Genomic DNA, 16769 nt, shown 5'->3' on the forward strand with positions numbered 1-16769 from the left:
CGGAAAGAAAGTATGCGCGCATCTGCATCTAAATGGATGTGCTGCATGGCAAGTTTCGCACATTTTTATGATATTTCAAATAATGGCCTTGAATATCACAATATGAAAAATTGCTGCAACTGCACATTTTGCCCTGCCGAAGAGACCCAAAAAACCACGCCTAGCCGCCCTACACTCGTGGGTTATGCTTTCAAGTTTTATCACTGCCACCCGCCAACGCGCCTTGGCTTTGCTGCGCCGTTGCAACGATTGGTGGCTTGGTCTATCGCCCCATCACCAAGACCGTTTTGCTGCCTTGGCACCGTTGGCAGCGGTGTTGTTGTTTATGGCGGCCATCGTGGCAGCATTTTGGTATTTACGCACCGAAGAGGCCGAGCGCGAACACGAAGCCCTGCGCCGCGATGTCGAATATGCCCAACAGCGCGTGCGTTTGCGCCTGCTAGAGCGCCAAGAGCAGGTCATGCACATGGCGCGCGATTTGGTCACCCAAACCGTGGCCGAAGACGAATTTACCCAGCGTGCCGAGGCGCTGGTTAATCAATACCCCGAGTTGCAAGCCATCACCTGGGTGGATGAATTTGGCCGTATCCATGCCAGCCACCGGGCGGCCTCTTTGCCCGCTGAATGGGCGCGTTACCCGGCAGAAGTGCTGCAAGACGACGAGACGGCGCGCACTTTTGAGATGGTGCGCGCGCAGCAACAGCCGGTCTATGCCCAGCAAACCATCCAAGCCAACCAGCACCTGCCATTGTTGCAATTGCAGGTGCCGCTGAACGTGCAAGGGCGTTTTAATGGGGTGTTGCTGGCCGAGTATTCGGTCGATGGCCTGATGCGCTATGGCACACCGACCGAAGTGCTGGCGCGCTATGCCATCACGTTTTTGGATGCCAAGGGCCAAGTGCTGGCCGGAACGCCGTTGGCGGTGCGTCCGCGTGCGCTGCTGTGGGCTGAAAAAGAGGTGCAGCATACCAACGCTTACGAAGTGCCGATTTCTCCAGTGGGCGATAGGCTGGTTTTGCGCGCGCAGGCTTATCGCACCTCTTTAGGGGTGGTGGGCAGTGGTTTATTTTGGCTGGTGGTGACGCTCAGTGCCATGACCGTGTGGATGCTGATGGCAACGTGGCGACACACCCGGCGCCGAATGCAAACCCAGCTGGCGCTGGTGGCCGAGACCAACTTTCGTCGTGCCATGGAAAACTCTGTTTTAACCGGGATGCGTGCCTTGGACATGCAGGGGCGTATCACCTATGTGAATGCCGCGTTCTGCCAAATGACCGGCTGGAGCGAGGCCGAATTGGTCGGACAAAAAGCCCCCTACTCCTATTGGCCCGAAGCCGATTACGAGAGCTTGCACCACCATTTGCAAGACGAGCTGTCGGGCAAAACCATGCCGGGCGGCTTTCAGGTGCGGGTGCAGCGCAAAAACGGCGCTTTGTTCGATGCCCGCTTGTATGTTTCGCCCTTGATTGATGCCGTGGGCAAGCAAACCGGCTGGATGACCTCCATGACCGACATCACCGAACCCAACCGTATCCGCGAGCAGCTCACGGCCTCGCACGAGCGCTTTACCATCGTGCTGGAAGCGCTGGATGCCTCGGTCTCGGTGGCCCCCTTGGGCAGCCACGAGTTGCTGTTTGCCAACAAGCTTTATCGGCAATGGTTTGGCGCACAAACCGCCGGACACTTGCAATTGGTGGCACAAGCGGGCGTGTTGCCTGCCCCCAGCACCAGCAGTGCCGAAGACGAAGACGGCCTGATGGGCTTGCCCACCGATTCTGTCACCAGCGCCCACACTGAAAACGCCGAGATTTACCTACCCGAATTGGGCAAATGGCTAGAGGTGCGTTCGCGCTACTTGAGTTGGGTCGATGGCCGTTTGGCGCAGATGGTGATTGCCACCGACATCACCCCCCGGCGCTTGGCCGAAGAACAAGCCGCACACCAAACCGAGCGCGCCCAATCGGTCAGTCGCCTGATTACGATGGGCGAGATGGCCTCCAGCGTGGCGCACGAACTGAACCAACCACTCACGGCCATCAACAATTATTGCAACGGCTGCATTTCGCGTTTGCGTAACGGCCAATTGAGCGAAGAAGCACTACTGACTGCGTTAGAGAAAACCGCGCACCAAGCCCAGCGCGCCGGGCAAATCATCCAGCGCATTCGCGCGTTTGTGAAAAAAAGCGAACCCAACCGCCAGCTGGCCGATGTCGCCAAAATGGTGGCCGAAGCCGTGGAGCTGGCCGACATTGAACTGCGCCGCCACCATGTGCGCCTGACGCACCATGTGGCAGCGCGCCTGCCGCCGGTGATGGCCGATGCAATTTTGATTGAGCAGGTGCTGATTAACCTGATGAAAAACAGCGCCGAATCCATCGCCCAAGCCAACCGCCCACCAGCGGGGCGCAGTGTGGAGTTGCGCGTGGTGCCCAAAACCATAGAAGGCCAAGCGGTGGTCGAGTTTGCCGTGCAGGACACCGGCCAAGGTTTGGCCGAAGAAACGCGCGAGCGCCTGTTTGAAGCTTTTTTCTCCACCAAGCAAGAGGGCATGGGCATGGGCCTGAACCTGTGCCGTAGCATTGTCGAATCGCACCAAGGCCGTATGCAGGCGCAGAATATCTACAATGGTTTGGAAGTCAGCGGCTGCTTGTTTTCGTTCTGGCTGCCACTGGCCAAGCCCAGCCAAGAGGCAGCAGCGCCTGCCCCCCTGAAAACCCTACCCAACCGATAGGCTCCATCGAATCATGCAGGCACAGGCATCTGCTCTTCAGATACGGCTATCGCAAAGGCCGTTGTATGTGGCTGGCGTGTTGGTGTTGACCCTGACCCTGATGGCGGCGTGGCCGGTGGCCGACTTCTTGCAGGAACGCCAACGTATTTTGGCCGATGCAGCCAGAATGGCGGTGCAAAAAAGCCAGCTCATGGGGCGCTCCTTCAGCGATACCTTTTTGGTCACTGACTATGTGCTGCGCGACGTGTTGGGCCGCGTCAATTTGGCACAGGATTTGGTCTATCCGCACCCCGATGCCAGCGTGCCTGCCCGATTAGATGCGCTGCTGAAAGAGAAAATCGCCACCGTGCCCGGTTTGAACGATTTGGTGTTGCTCAATGCCAATTGCACCTTTGTGGCTGTGGCGGTGTACCCTTTTCGCGGCACCCAAAGTCGGCAAAAATTTTGCACCGAAAGCCGGGTGCCGCCGGGGCAAAGCCTGCGTATCCAATACATGCCGCAAGATAAATCGGTGTCCAAGCGTGCAGTGGTGCTGATGTCGCGTTTGGTGGGTTCGCCCGAGGGACAGCTTGTCGGGGCGGCGATGGCGGTGATTGATTTGGAGTATGCCCAGCAATGGATTGCCGTGTTGGAGGTGGACGAAAACGATGTGCTAACGATTGTCGATACCGATGGCATCTTGCTGGCGCGCAACCCATTGCAGCCCCAGTTCTTAGGGCTGCGCGCTTCCTTGCCCGCAGGAGGGCCTAGTTTTGCCGAAGTTGGCGAGGCCAACAGCTTTGTATTTGAATCTCCGATTGACGGGCGCGAGCGGGTGTTTGGCATGAGCCGCTTAGAGCGGGTGCCGTTTGTCTCGATTGTGGGCTTGGACAAAAAGCGCGTGCTGGCGGCTTGGCAGCGGCGCGCTTGGCAGTTTAGCGCTGGGTTTTTGGTCTTGGCCTTGTGTTGTGTGGTGGCTTTGCGCGCGCACTTGGCTACGGTGCGCCAAGCCGAGGCCATGCGTGTGCTGGCGACCACCGATGCCCTGACGGGCATTGCCAACCGCAGACACCTGATTGATATTGGCAACCAGACTTTTATGGCCGCACTTCACCACGGCCATGTTTTTTCAGTCCTGATGCTGGACATTGACAAATTCAAATCCATCAACGACCGCTGGGGCCACCCTACCGGCGACCGCGTGATTCAAATCATGGCCCAGCTCATTACCGCGTCCCTGCGGCCCCAAGACACCGGTGGCCGCTTGGGGGGCGAGGAGTTTGCCGTGATACTGCCCGCCACCGATGTAAGCACCGCCTTCGCGCTGGCCGAGCAACTGCGCCAAAGCGTGCAAGCGGCGCAAGTGTTGCACAACGATGGAACCAGCGCCGTCCCCTTCACCACCAGTATTGGGGTTGCTACCTTGCTGCCGAGCGATGGTTCGTTCAATGCCCTGCTGCAACGGGCCGACCGGGCGCTCTACCGGGCCAAACACCAAGGGCGCAATTGTTCGGTGTTGGCCGAGTGGGTCTGATGCCGCCGCATCAGCCCGCCCCACCCCACACCAGTTGGCCAGCGCAGAAGCTCTACAATGGTTCTAAAGCTCACGGGTTGCCTGTTTCCGTTTTGGCGGCCACTGGTAGCATGGCCCGTTGACACTACAAATACTGTAGCAAACGTACACCCCTCAAGGATAATTGCATGAGTTTGATTCCGAAAAAAGGCACTGTTTACGTAGTCGATGACGATGAGGCTGTGCGCGACTCGCTGCAATGGCTGCTCGAAGGCAAAGATTATCGGGTACGTTGCTTTGATTCGGCTGAGTCGTTTCTGGCGCGCTACGATGCACGCGAAATTGCCTGCCTGATTGTGGATGTACGCATGGGCGGCATGACTGGCCTGGAGCTGCAAGACCGGTTGTTAGAGCGCAAATCCCCCTTGCCGATTGTGTTTATCACCGGCCACGGCGATGTACCGATGGCCGTCAACACCATGAAGAAGGGCGCTTTGGACTTTATCCAAAAGCCTTTCAATGAAGATGAGTTGGTAGCCTTGGTCGAGCGCATGTTAGACCACGCCCGCGAAGCCTTTACCGACCAACAACAGGCCGCCACGCGCGAAGCCCTGATGTCCAAGCTCACCAGCCGCGAAAGTCAAGTGCTAGAGCGCATTGTGGCCGGTCGCCTCAACAAGCAAATTGCCGACGACTTGGGCATCAGCATCAAAACCGTGGAGGCGCACCGCGCCAACATCATGGAAAAGCTGGGTGCCAACACCGTGGCCGATTTGCTCAAAACCGTGCTGGGCCAAAACGCGCCCAAAGTCTGATTTCGTTTTTCTCTTTTTTGCCCCTACACCATGACTGCCCAACTGATTGACGGCAACGCCCTCTCCCAACAACTGCGCGCCCAAGTAGCAAGCCGCGCCGCTGCCCTCAAAGCCCGTGGCACGACTGCTGGTTTGGCGGTAATTTTGGTGGGCGACAACCCTGCCAGCCAAGTGTATGTGCGTAACAAGGTCAAGGCGTGCCACGATGCCGGTTTGCATTCGGTGTTAGAAAAATACGATGCCAGCCTAACCGAGGCCGAATTGTTGGCTCGCGTGCAAGCGCTGAACAACGACCCTAGCATCCACGGCATCTTGGTGCAACTGCCCCTGCCCGCGCACATTGACGACCACAAGGTGATTGAAGCAATTTCGCCTTTGAAAGATGTGGACGGTTTCCATGTCGCCAGCGCTGGTGCATTGATGGTAGGTGAAGTCGGTTTTAAGGCTTGCACCCCCTATGGCTGCATGAAAATGCTCGAATCTATCGGCCTGAAAGACCTGCGCGGCAAACACGCCGTCGTCATTGGGCGCTCCAACATCGTGGGCAAACCCATGGCCATGATGTTGCTGGCAGCCAATGCCACCGTTACCGTCACGCACAGCGGCACGGCTGATTTAGCCCACCACACCCGCCAAGCCGATATCGTGGTGGCTGCCGTGGGTAAACGCAATGTCCTTACCGCCGATATGCTCAAGCCCGGTGCCGTCGTGATTGACGTGGGCATGAACCGCAACGACGAAGGCAAACTGTGCGGCGATGTGGACTTTGAAGGTTGCAAACAAGTGGCCAGCTACATCACCCCCGTGCCCGGTGGCGTTGGCCCCATGACCATCACCATGCTGTTGGTCAACACGATGGAAGCGGCCGAGCGCGCCGCAGGAGTTTGAACCATGAGCAGCAACAATCCCCTGCTGGATTTTTCTGACTTGCCCGCCTTTGACCGCATCACCCCAGCCGATGTGGCCCCGGCAATGGATACTCTGCTGGAGCAAGCCAGCGCCGCGCTAGAAACGATTACTGCGCCCGATTTTCCCGCCCAATGGGAGGCGATGGCCCAAGTATTGGATGTCGCCACCGAAAAATTGGGCCGTGCGTGGGCTGCGGTCAACCACCTCAACAGCGTCGTCGATACGCCAGAACTGCGGGCGGCCTACAACGCCGTGCTGCCGCGCGTGACCGAGTTTTGGACGCGCCTAGGTGCCGATGAGCGCCTGTATGCCAAATACAAAGCCTTGGACGCGCAAACCCTGAACGACGAGCAGCGCCAAGCGGTCAAAAATGCCGTGCGTAATTTTGTCTTGTCGGGGGCCGAACTGAGCGGCGCGGCCAAACAGCGCTTTGCCCAAATCCAAGAGCGCCAAGCCGAGCTGCAACAAAAGTTCAGCGAAAACGCCCTCGATGCTACTGACGCTTACGCCTACTACGCCAGCGCCGCAGAGTTAGACGGCATTCCTGAAGACGTGCAACACGCCGCCCGTGCCGCCGCCCAAGCCGAAGGCAAAGAGGGCTACAAACTCACGCTGCGGATGCCCTGCTACCTGCCAGTGATGCAGTTTGCCCACAGCAGCGCCCTGCGCGAGAAGCTCTACCGTGCCTATGTCACCCGTGCCTCCGACCAAGCCCCCGCCGAGGCATTGAAGTTTGACAACAGCGCCTTCATCCGCGAAATTTTGGCACTGCGCCAAGAAGAAGCCCAACTGCTGGGCTACCCCAATTTTGGCGAAGTCTCGGTGGTTCCCAAAATGGCGCAATCGGCCACCGAAGTCGTCACCTTCCTGCGTGACTTGGCCCAACGCGCCCGTCCCTATGCCGAAAAGGATGTAGCCGATTTGCGCGCCTACGCCGCCGAACATCTGGGTTTAAGTAACCCTCAGGCTTGGGACTGGCCCTATATTGCCGAACGTCTGAAAGAAGCCCGTTACGCCTTCAGCGAGCAAGAGGTGCGCCAATATTTCTTGGCCCCCAAGGTGCTGTCGGGCTTGTTCCACATCATTGAGACCCTGTTTGAAGTCCGCATTCGGCCCGACCAAGCCCCCATCTGGCATCCGGCGGTCGAGTTTTACCGCATCGAGCGCAATGGAGTTTTGGTCGGACAGTTCTACCTGGATATGCCCGCCCGCAGTGGCAAACGCGGTGGCGCATGGATGGACGATGTACGCACACGCTGGTTGCGCCCCGATACCGGCCAATTGCAAACCCCAGTGGCGCATCTGGTGTGCAATTTTGCCGAAGGCGTGGATGGCAAACCGGCCTTGCTCACGCACGATGATGTCATCACCCTGTTCCACGAGTTTGGCCACGGCCTGCACCATTTGCTCACGCAGGTGAACGAGCGCGATGTCTCCGGCATTGCGGGGGTCGAGTGGGATGCCGTCGAGCTGCCCAGCCAGTTTATGGAAAACTTCTGCTGGGAGTGGAACGTACTCCAAAACATGACCGCCCACGTCGAAACCGGCCAGCCGCTGCCGCGCGCCCTGTTCGACAAAATGATAGCCGCCAAGAACTTCCAAAGCGGTATGCAAACCCTGCGCCAAATAGAGTTCTCGCTGTTTGACATGCTGTTGCACACCGAACACGACCCCAGCCAAGACTTTATGCCGCTGCTGGATTTGGTGCGCGCCGAAGTGGCTGTGTTGCAGCCACCGGCCTTTAGCCGTACCGCGCACACCTTCAGCCATATTTTTGCTGGTGGTTATGCCGCAGGTTATTACAGCTACAAGTGGGCCGAAGTTCTGAGCGCCGATGCCTACGCTGCGTTTGAAGAAACTGCCAGCCCCGACGGAGCGCACAACCCCGACACGGGCCGCCGCTACCGCGAGGCCATCTTAGAAGCTGGTGGCAGCCGCCCAGCGATGGAGTCTTTCAAAGCCTTCCGGGGGCGTGAACCCAGCTTGGATGCACTGCTGCGCCACCAAGGCATGGCCTAAAAAAGCCCCCACTGCATTTTCAGTCCACCGTTAGAAAATTTTGCACCCTATGTCGCGTTCTTTGTTGGCCCCTGTGGCTTCTATGTTGCTGTGCTTGTCTGCGGGTGCGGTGCTGGCCCAACCGGTGTACCGCATTGTGGGGCCAGACGGCAAAGTGACCTTCTCCGACCGTGCGCCCAGCAACGATAGCGCTGGCACCCCCACCAAAGCTGCTGTTGGCGCTGGCGGCAGTGGTACCGCAGGTGCGGGCTTGCCATTTGCGCTGCAACAGGTCGCCAGCCGCTTTCCCGTTAATTTGTACACCGGCAGCGATTGCATCCCCTGTGATGCTGCGCGCCAGTTGCTGGTGCAGCGTGGTGTGCCCTTTGCCGAGCGCACCGTCAGCAGCAATGCCGATATAACGGCCCTGGAGCGCCTCAGTGGCCAAGCCGCCCTGCCGTTTGGCACCATTGGCAGCCAGCAGCTGCAAGGTTTTTCTAGCAGCGAATGGGCGCAGTTCTTAGACGCCGCTGGTTATCCCAAGCAATCGGCTTTGCCGCCCAGCTATCGGCGGCCAGCAGCCACCCCCTTAGCGGCTGTGAAGCCCGTAGAGCCTGCACGCGCGCCAGAGCCATCAAGCCCTGCTGCACCCGAGGACTTGGCCCCGGCCAACCGTGCCCCTGCCCCCAGCAACCCGGCGGGCATCCGCTTTTAGGCGGGCCAAGCCGAACCTTGTAGCCTGCCTGCCCGCTCGCCTACCAGCCTGCGGGCTTTTTTCAGACTTTATAACTACATAAATCCAAGGAGACTCCCCCATGACTGAAGTGCAAACTTCCACTGCGCTGGCCAGCGCCACAGAGAGCAGCGTACACGAACAACTAGAAACCGCCCTGGTGCGGTTTGAACTGGTCAACCAAAGTGCCAGCGAAGGGTTGTGGGATATGCGTTACCCCGCCGATGGCATCATCAGCGCGCAAACCCCGTTTTGGTGGTCAGACCAGTTTCGCAAGTTGGTGGGCTACCACAACGAGACGGATTTTCCCAATATCCTCGATAGTTGGGGTTCACTGTTACATCCAAATGACAAAGACCGTACTTTTGCGGCCTTTTCGGCCCACCTGTTGGATAAAACCGGCAAAACCCCCTACGATTTGGAATACCAGCTCAAAACCCGCTCGGGCGAATACCGCTGGTTTCGTGCCCGTGGCACTACGCTGCGCGATGCAGACGGCAACCCACTGCGCGTAGCGGGTTCGCTCAAAGACATCAGCGAAGAAAAACGCAAGGCCCAAGAGCTAGAAACCGCGCTCGTCCGCTTTGATTTGGTCAACCAAAGCGCCAGCGAAGGGCTGTGGGACATGGGCTACCCAGCCGATGGCAACATTGGGCCACAAACCCCGTTTTGGTGGTCAGACCAACTGCGCCGTTTGGTGGGCTATCAAAATGAGCAAGATTTTCCGAACGTACTCGATAGCTGGGGTTCGCTGTTGCACCCCGAGGACAAAGACCGCACTTTTGCGGCCTTTTCTGCCCACCTGTTGGATAAAACCGGCAAAACCCCCTACGACTTGGAATACCGCCTCAAAACCAAATCGGGTGAATACCGTTGGTTTTATGCCCGTGGCACCACTTTGCGCGATGCCCAAGGCAACCCCTTGCGCGTAGCCGGTTCGCTCAAAGACATTACCGAAGAAAAACGCCGCGCCGCCGAGTTAGACCAATCCATCGGCGTGCTGACCGAGCAGCTTAGCAACCAAACCGCCGCCATCCTGAAAAAATCGGGTTCGGTAGCTGCCGGTGCCCAAGCCCTGTGTGCCACTACCGAGCAGATGAATGCCTCGGTAGAAGAACTGACCGCCTCTATCCACTCCATCGCCCAAAACGCCAAAAATACCGATGGTGTCGCCCGTAGCACGCAAGCAGAGGCCGAATCGGGCGCGCAGGCCATCAACAAATCCATCGAAACGATGGAAGTGCTGCGCCAGTCGTCCGAGGATATGTCCGAAATCATCAAGGTGATTAGCGAAATTGCCAGCCAAACCAATTTACTGGCTTTCAATGCGGCGATTGAGGCGGCCCGTGCTGGCGAGCATGGTTTGGGCTTCTCGGTTGTGGCCGACGAGGTACGCAAACTGGCCGAGCGCTCGGCCCAAGCCACCAAAGAAATCTCCAAACTCATCAACGGCTCGGTCAAACTGATTGTGCAAGGCAGCGAGGTCTCCAAACAAGTGGGCGATGCCTTTGGCAAAATTGTGACTGGGGTGCGACAAACCAGCCAATCCATCGCGGAAGTCTCTAGCGCCGCCGAAGAGCAGCTCAGTGCCGTTACCATGATTAGCGACTCGGTGCAGCACATTGCCGAAGAAACCGAAACCGCCGCCGGAGCCGCCGAAAGCATCGACAGCGCTTGCCGCGATTTGAACGCCGGGGTGCAAAATTTGCACCAAGCGTTCTTGGCCTTCCAAGCCAAAGGTGAAGCGCTAAAGCGCTAAAGGACTTCAGGTGAGTACCGCTATCGACCCCACCCCGTTACCGGGGGGCGCTTCGGCGCGCACGGTTTACGCCTCTTTCTTGCTGGGCACCGAGGAGTTTGCGCTGGATGTGCGCCACGTCCAAGAAGTGGTCAAACGGCCTACCCAGATGGTGGCGATGCCTTTGGCCCCAGATTTTTGCTTGGGCATTTTTAACCTGCGCGGCATCATCATCCCCTTGTTAAGCACCGACCGCCTGCTGGGCTTGCCGCCGCGCCCCTTAGCGCCCGAGGCCAAGGTGGTCATTATCCACCATTTGGGCATTCGCTTGGGCCTGAGCTGCGACGATACCTGCCACGTGTTGCGCCCGCGCGGTGAAGAGTTGACGCTGTTTTCCTACCAAGACCAATCTGTTTATCGGGTGGTGGCCGGGGTACTCAAACTGAACAATGCGCTGGTGCGGGTGCTGGATTTAGAGCGTTTGATTCGGCTAGAGAACATTCCGCACCCCGAAAACACCGCCTCCACCCACGCAGCGGCCAAGGCGCGGCTGGCGCGCAGAAAAGCCATCACCTTTCGGGCGGGGGGCATCGCAATGGCCTTTCCGATTGGCAGCATCCATGAAATCGTGCGCGCCCAAGGCATAGAGGCTTCGCCGGTGCAAGACCCGCTGTGTGAGGGCGTGCTGCATATCCGCCAACACATTGTGCCCGTGGTGCAGTTTGCGGGTTTGCTAGGCTTGCCGCCAACAGCGGCAGCTACCGAGAACCCAGAACAGGTACCAGAGCAGCGCGTGGTGGTGCTAAAAATCGCCCACGGCTACATTGGGCTGCTGGTGGACAGCGTGGACTCCATCGACGTGTACACCGACGATGAGGTAATGGCCGTGCCGGTGCTGTCGCGCCAACGCGCGGCCATGTTTGCCGGTTGTATAGATTTGGGCGCGCGCGGCCATGTGTTTTTACTTAATGCCCAAGGCGTGTTTGCGCTGGACGAAATAGACCGCATCACCGGCCAGCACAGCGCCTTGTTTGTCGAGACCGAAAGCGTGCAGGTGCGCCAACACCGAGCCGCCAGCCGCATGTCGTTTTTGTGGTTCAAAGCTGGCACCGCCTTTGCCTTGCCGATGCGCGAGGTGCGCGAAATCGTGCATTGTCCATCCGATTTGATTCCGATTCCGGGTGCGCCCCAGCATATCAGCGGCATGTTCAACCTGCGCGGCCAGTTGGTCACGGTGGTGGATGTGCGTTATTTTTACCAGTTGGGCGGTGCGGTGCTGTTGCCTTCGGCTGAAGACAAAATTTTGGTGATTGACTATGGCGATGCCCTGATTGGCTTGCGCGTCGATTCGGTCGAAAGCATTTTGCACATTTACCCCGAAGACAAGTTCCCCATGCCCCAAGTTTTGCGCGGTGCGTTGGCTCCGGCCATTCGCAACGATGTGCGCGAGGTGGTGCGCGTGCCCGACAGCGGCGAGCGCCCGGTGCATTTGCTGGTGTTGGATTTGGCGCGCGTGTTGGCCCAAGTGGCCGCCACCGCCGAGGGAGAGGCCCTTGAACCCGCCTGATGTACCGCGTGGGCCGGATACACCTGAGGTGTTGGGCGTGCCGGACATGCCCGACGGCCTCGGTATGGATGCCGCCACCTTGCAGCGGGCGCTCAAGCTGGTGTACCAATACACTGGCATCACCTTGGCCGAGGGCAAAAAAACCATGCTGCAATCGCGGATGCGCCAGCGGATGCGCCAGCTGGGGCTGCCCAGTTACCGTGCCTACCTAGACTGGCTAGAAAGCACTCCGGCAGAGCGCCAGCCTTTTATTGATGTGGTAACGACGCACCAAACCACTTTTTTCCGCACGCCCAAGGTGTGGGATTATTTTCGTGAACAATTTTTGCCGCAGTATGTGCAGACGCATGGGCAAAACAGTGTTTTGCGCCTGTGGTCCGCTGCTGCCTCTACCGGCGAGGAGGCTTGCAGCATGGCCATGTGCTGCGAAGAGTTCAAGCGCCAGCAACCGCGCTTTAATTACGAAATTTTGGCCACTGACATCAGCACCGAAGTGTTGGCCCAAGCCCAACAAGGCGAGTACAGCGGGGCCACGGTCACGCACTTTCGCGCCAAGCACCCCGAGTTGTTTGCACGCTACAACCACAGCCCCTCGTCTGAGCGCTTTGTCTTGCCCAAGGCGCTAAGCCAGCGCATTCGTTTTCAGCCTTGCAATTTAATGCAGCCTCAACAGCCTTGGAAAGAGCATTTTGATTTGGTGTTTCTACGCAATGTGCTGATTTACTTCAGCCCCGAAGATGCCCGACGCATTGTGCAGCGGCTGGCCCCCACCTTGCGCCACACCGGCCAGCTCATCATTGGCGAGTCTGAATCGCTCAGCGGCCAAGAGGTGCCGTTTCAGTTTATTCAGCCACAGGTGTATCGGCGCAGTTCGTTATGAGCAGCGAGCCGCTGGTGGCACCACACTTGGTGCATGTGCGTATCGGACAGCTGGCGCTGGGCCACAGCCCGATGGTACTCAAGGCGACGCTGGGTTCTTGCGTTGGTATTGCACTGCTGTGGCCAGACAAGGCACTGTATGCTTTGGCGCATTGCTTGCTGCCCTACGCGCCGCCACAAACCGGCGCGGCCTTGGGGGGGCGCTATGTCGATCAGGCCGTGTGTTCTATGTTGCGCTTGCTCAAAGCCCAAGACAAAGATTGCGCCAAAATTCAGGCCCATGTAGCAGGTGGTGCCAATATGCGCCGCCCTGATAATCCAGAGCGCTCAGAACGCCCCACGCGCATTGCACCGCATTTGGCGGTAGGCCAGTTGAACATCCAAGCCGCAGAGAAGGTGCTAAGCCAGCAAAAAATTGCCCTGCTATCGCGCGATGTGGGCGGTTTTTGCGCCCGGCAAATCGTACTGGACTGCGCCCAAGCACAAATCAAAGTGCTGCATGTCCCCACGCCCACTTGGTAAGGTGGGCCGGATTGGCACAAGTGCGTGTTTAGGCGGTTGGTGCCGGTTGCAGTTGCAGTTCAGCCATCATTTGCTCGCGCATGATAAATTTTTGCACCTTGCCAGTGATAGTCATGGGCATGTCTTGCACGATGCGGATATAGCGCGGCACTTTGTAATGGGCGATTTGGTCACGGCAAAAAGCACGCACTTCGTCTTCTGACACGCTTTGGCCGGGCTTGGGCACAATCCAAGCGCAAATTTCTTCGCCATACTTGGCATCGGGCACACCAAACACCTGCACCGATTGCACCTGTGGGTGGCGGAACAAAAATTCTTCAATCTCGCGTGGATAGACATTCTCGCCGCCACGAATCAGCATATCCTTGGCCCGGCCCACAATGTTGCAATAGCCTTCTGCGTCGATGGTGGCCAAATCGCCGGTGTGCATCCAGCCGTCTTGCACCGCCTCTTGGGTGCGCTGTGCATCGCCCCAATAGCCTTGCATAACCGAGTAGCCACGCACCAACAATTCGCCCTTTTCGCCCATCGGCACGACTTGGCCCTCGGCATTCACCACCTTGGCTTCTAACATGGGTTGAATACGCCCCACGGTTGCCACGCGCCGCTCCAGTGGGTCCGTGGTGGAGCTTTGGAACGATACCGGCGAGGTTTCGGTCATGCCGTAGGCAATGGTGATTTCGGACAGATTCATTTGCGCCACCACACGCTTCATGGTTTCAATCGGGCAAGGGGAACCAGCCATGATGCCAGTACGCAGGCGGGACAAATCAAACTGGGCAAAATTCGGGTGGTCTAACTCGGCAATAAACATGGTGGGTACGCCATGCAGGGCGGTGCAGCGTTCCTCGCTCACGGCTTGCAAAGTGGCCGCTGGGTCAAACGATTCGCCCGGAAATACCATTGTCGCCCCCACCGAGACACAGGCCAACACCGACATCACCATGCCAAAGCAGTGGTAAAGCGGCACGGGCACGCACAGCACGTCGGTCTCGGTAAAGCGCATCGCTTGGGCCACAAAACGCGCATTGTTGACCACATTGTGGTGTGTGAGCGTCGCGCCCTTGGGGTTGCCCGTGGTGCCACTGGTAAATTGGATGTTGATGGCATCGTGGCACGACAAGGTAGCCCCGATGGCATCCAGTGTATCGAGTGCGGCACTGTCCAAAGCAGCCCGGCCTTGCTTGAGCACTTGGGCGTAGTTGAGCATACCGGGGGTTTGGGCATCGCCCAAGCGGATAATGGCTTGCAGCATCGGCAGGCGGGCGGCCTTGAGGGCACCGGGCGCACAATCGGCCAGCTCTGGGGCCAAGCGTTGCAGCATCGCTAGGTACTGCGAGCTTTTGAGCTGCTCTGCCGTGACCAGCGCCCGACAACCGGCCAGTTGCAGGGCATATTCCAACTCAGACACCCGATAGGCCGGGTTGATATTCACCAACACCAGCCCAATACGGGCCGTGGCGAACTGTGTCACCACCCATTCAACCCGGTTGGGGGCCCAAATGCCCACCCGGTCGCCCGCTTGTAGGCCTAGTGCCAGTAAACCAGCCGCCAAGGCATCGACTTGTTGTTGCAGTTGCGCCCATGTCCAACGCACGCCCTGCTCCCGAAATACCACGGCCAGCTTGTCGGGGTAACGCTGTACCGTATCGGCCAAAAATTGGGCAATGGTGGCCTGCGACAAGGTGGCATCGGTACGTCCATTGACTTGGGACAAGCCGTCCAGCGGTGCAAGGTTCCAGTCTTGGACAACAGAGGTGGTCATTATTTTGTCTCCTGCTTTGGGCTTCTGTGAAAGAATCAAATTGTGCAGATGACAAACACACCAAAATGGACAAAATGGTTGCAAAACCAACCCCGAAGAAAGCCCTTATGCTAAAAATATCGCGAGGCCCGTGGCTGCTGCTGACCCTCTCGGCTACCTTGTTGGCGGGTTGTGTCGTTGACGATCCTTACTACTACGACGATCGCCGCACCGATGCCCCCGTGTACTACCATGACCATAGCCGTACACCACACTATGTTCCGGTGCCTTATGACGATGGCCGCCCGCGCTACTACCACGACGACCGGCGGCCACGTGTGGAGCGGTATCCACCCCCCCCACATCCGCCACGCGATAGGCGTGACCAAGACCGGCGTGATCGTGACCGTGATGAGAGGAACGATCGGCATTCAGTGCGCACTGAGGTGCGTCCACACGACAATCGGCGCACCGAGGAGCTGCCCGTACGCCCACCGCCGCCCCTCAGGGTAGTGCCTAAGCCCAAGCTCAATGACGGCGACAACCGTAACTACGAGGCTCCACCACCACCGCGCTACCGTGCGAAGCCTTATGGCGATCCGAACCGCACACCTTAAAACGACTCAGGCAGGGCTACTGCAGGTGCTATGAACTGCACAAGCCCTGGGTTACGCTGGGATAGCGCAAGCGCAAGCGCAACTCTTGGCGCAAACGCTGGTTTTCTAAGCGGCGCGATTCGCTCATAAAACTGAGCAGCATGGGCGGTAGCTGTGCTTGGGCTGCCGCACGCGATAAGCGCGGCGGGCGTGGCAATCCGTACAGATCGGCTGCTGCATCAAAATAATCGCCCATTTTTAACACCGTGTTGTCACTAGCGTGGTAGATGCGCTGGGCGGCACCGCGCCACAAGGCCATACGGCAGGCACGCGCCAAATCATCGGCATGGATATGGTTGGTAAACACATCCTCACTGGCTTGCAGTACGGCGGTGCCGCGCAACAGCCGTGCCCGTGGTGTGCCGCCCTCCCGGTTGGGGGCGTAAATGCCGGGCACGCGCAAAATACTAACGCGCACCCCAGCCCGTCCTAAGCTGTGGCGCAACTGGCGTTCTGCTGCCACACGCCGCTGCGCCCGTGCGGTGGCCGGGGCCACGGGGCGGGTTTCTGGCACCCAAGCCCCAGCACAATCGCCATAAACCCCACTGGTAGAGGCATAGACCAAGGCGCGCGGCAAACGCCTCCGGCGCAAAGTACGCACCAGCGCCAGCGTGCGCGGGTCATGGTGGCCTTGGGCGGGTGGCGGGGCCAAGTGCAACACATGGGTAGCCAAGCCAGCTAAGCGGCGCAGGCTGGGCGGCTGGTCTAAGTTGCCTAGCAAAGGCGTGATGCCCGTAGCACGCAGCAGTGGCAAACGCTCGGGGCTAGAGCTGAGGGCATACACGCGCCCACGCGCCACGGCCGTGGCTCCGGCCAGACGCTGCACGCGCAGGCCAATATCACCACAACCGACAATCAGCAACCGTGGTTGCCGAAAACGTGCTGGCAGCGCGCCTTGGATTCCAGAGGAAAATTTCATAAAACACAATGAGATTTCAGGGGATGGCAACATGCCGCGGCCAACAAGGCACAATTCGGCTGTTTC

The 16769-nt window shown here is 58.6% G+C and carries 13 protein-coding genes; 11 read left to right on the top strand and 2 right to left on the bottom strand.

The window, feature by feature from the left end:
• Nucleotides 1–184 precede the first annotated feature (184 nt).
• From PHX60_RS08780 to PHX60_RS08825, 10 genes are all read left to right on the top strand, one after another.
• Complete coding sequence (locus tag PHX60_RS08780; RefSeq protein WP_300076828.1) at nucleotides 185–2731, top strand: PAS domain-containing sensor histidine kinase; 2547 nt, start codon at nucleotides 185–187, stop codon at nucleotides 2729–2731.
• Between the two features lie 13 nt (nucleotides 2732–2744).
• Nucleotides 2745–4244, top strand: a complete 1500-nt coding sequence (locus PHX60_RS08785) for a GGDEF domain-containing protein (RefSeq protein WP_300076830.1) — start codon at nucleotides 2745–2747, stop codon at nucleotides 4242–4244.
• A 167-nt stretch (nucleotides 4245–4411) separates the two neighbouring features.
• Complete coding sequence (locus tag PHX60_RS08790) at nucleotides 4412–5038, top strand: response regulator transcription factor (protein WP_300076832.1); 627 nt, start codon at nucleotides 4412–4414, stop codon at nucleotides 5036–5038.
• 30 nt (nucleotides 5039–5068) lie between these two features.
• Entirely contained in the window at nucleotides 5069–5926 is an 858-nt protein-coding gene (gene folD / locus PHX60_RS08795; protein WP_300076834.1) for a bifunctional methylenetetrahydrofolate dehydrogenase/methenyltetrahydrofolate cyclohydrolase FolD, read from the top strand.
• A 3-nt stretch (nucleotides 5927–5929) separates the two neighbouring features.
• On the top strand, nucleotides 5930–7966 hold the full coding sequence (locus tag PHX60_RS08800) for a M3 family metallopeptidase (protein WP_300076835.1): 2037 nt from the start codon (nucleotides 5930–5932) through the stop codon (nucleotides 7964–7966).
• Between the two features lie 49 nt (nucleotides 7967–8015).
• Nucleotides 8016–8660, top strand: coding sequence for a DUF4124 domain-containing protein (locus PHX60_RS08805; protein WP_300076837.1), 645 nt, complete (start codon nucleotides 8016–8018; stop codon nucleotides 8658–8660).
• A 100-nt stretch (nucleotides 8661–8760) separates the two neighbouring features.
• A complete protein-coding gene (locus tag PHX60_RS08810) occupies nucleotides 8761–10437 on the top strand; it encodes a PAS domain-containing methyl-accepting chemotaxis protein (protein ID WP_300076839.1) in 1677 nt (558 codons plus the stop codon).
• Between the two features lie 10 nt (nucleotides 10438–10447).
• Nucleotides 10448–11983 (top strand): chemotaxis protein CheW, encoded by a 1536-nt coding sequence (locus PHX60_RS08815; RefSeq protein ID WP_300076841.1) that lies wholly within the window; start codon nucleotides 10448–10450, stop codon nucleotides 11981–11983.
• Complete coding sequence (locus PHX60_RS08820) at nucleotides 11970–12863, top strand: protein-glutamate O-methyltransferase CheR (RefSeq protein ID WP_300076843.1); 894 nt, start codon at nucleotides 11970–11972, stop codon at nucleotides 12861–12863. Before PHX60_RS08815 ends, PHX60_RS08820 begins: the two co-directional genes overlap by 14 nt.
• Nucleotides 12860–13384 carry a chemotaxis protein CheD gene (locus PHX60_RS08825; RefSeq protein ID WP_300076845.1) on the top strand — a complete coding sequence of 175 codons (525 nt, stop codon included), beginning with the start codon at nucleotides 12860–12862 and terminating at the stop codon, nucleotides 13382–13384. Before PHX60_RS08820 ends, PHX60_RS08825 begins: the two co-directional genes overlap by 4 nt.
• Before the next feature lie 28 nt (nucleotides 13385–13412).
• Here PHX60_RS08825 and PHX60_RS08830 read toward each other — a convergent pair whose 3' ends face one another.
• The gene (locus PHX60_RS08830; protein ID WP_300076847.1) at nucleotides 13413–15149 is read right to left on the bottom strand and encodes an AMP-binding protein; all 1737 of its coding nucleotides are present in this window, start codon (nucleotides 15147–15149) and stop codon (nucleotides 13413–13415) included.
• Nucleotides 15150–15256: 107 nt separating this feature from the next.
• On the opposite strand from PHX60_RS08830, the gene PHX60_RS08835 reads away from it, so the two are divergent.
• A complete protein-coding gene (locus PHX60_RS08835; RefSeq protein ID WP_300076849.1) occupies nucleotides 15257–15745 on the top strand; it encodes a hypothetical protein in 489 nt (162 codons plus the stop codon).
• Nucleotides 15746–15773: 28 nt separating this feature from the next.
• Here the strand turns inward: PHX60_RS08835 and PHX60_RS08840 are convergent, their stop codons facing one another.
• A complete protein-coding gene (locus PHX60_RS08840; RefSeq protein ID WP_300076851.1) occupies nucleotides 15774–16703 on the bottom strand; it encodes an NAD-dependent epimerase/dehydratase family protein in 930 nt (309 codons plus the stop codon).
• Nucleotides 16704–16769: the final 66 nt, after the last annotated feature.

The organism is Giesbergeria sp. (assembly GCF_028686475.1).
Taxonomy (GTDB): domain Bacteria; phylum Pseudomonadota; class Gammaproteobacteria; order Burkholderiales; family Burkholderiaceae_C; genus Simplicispira.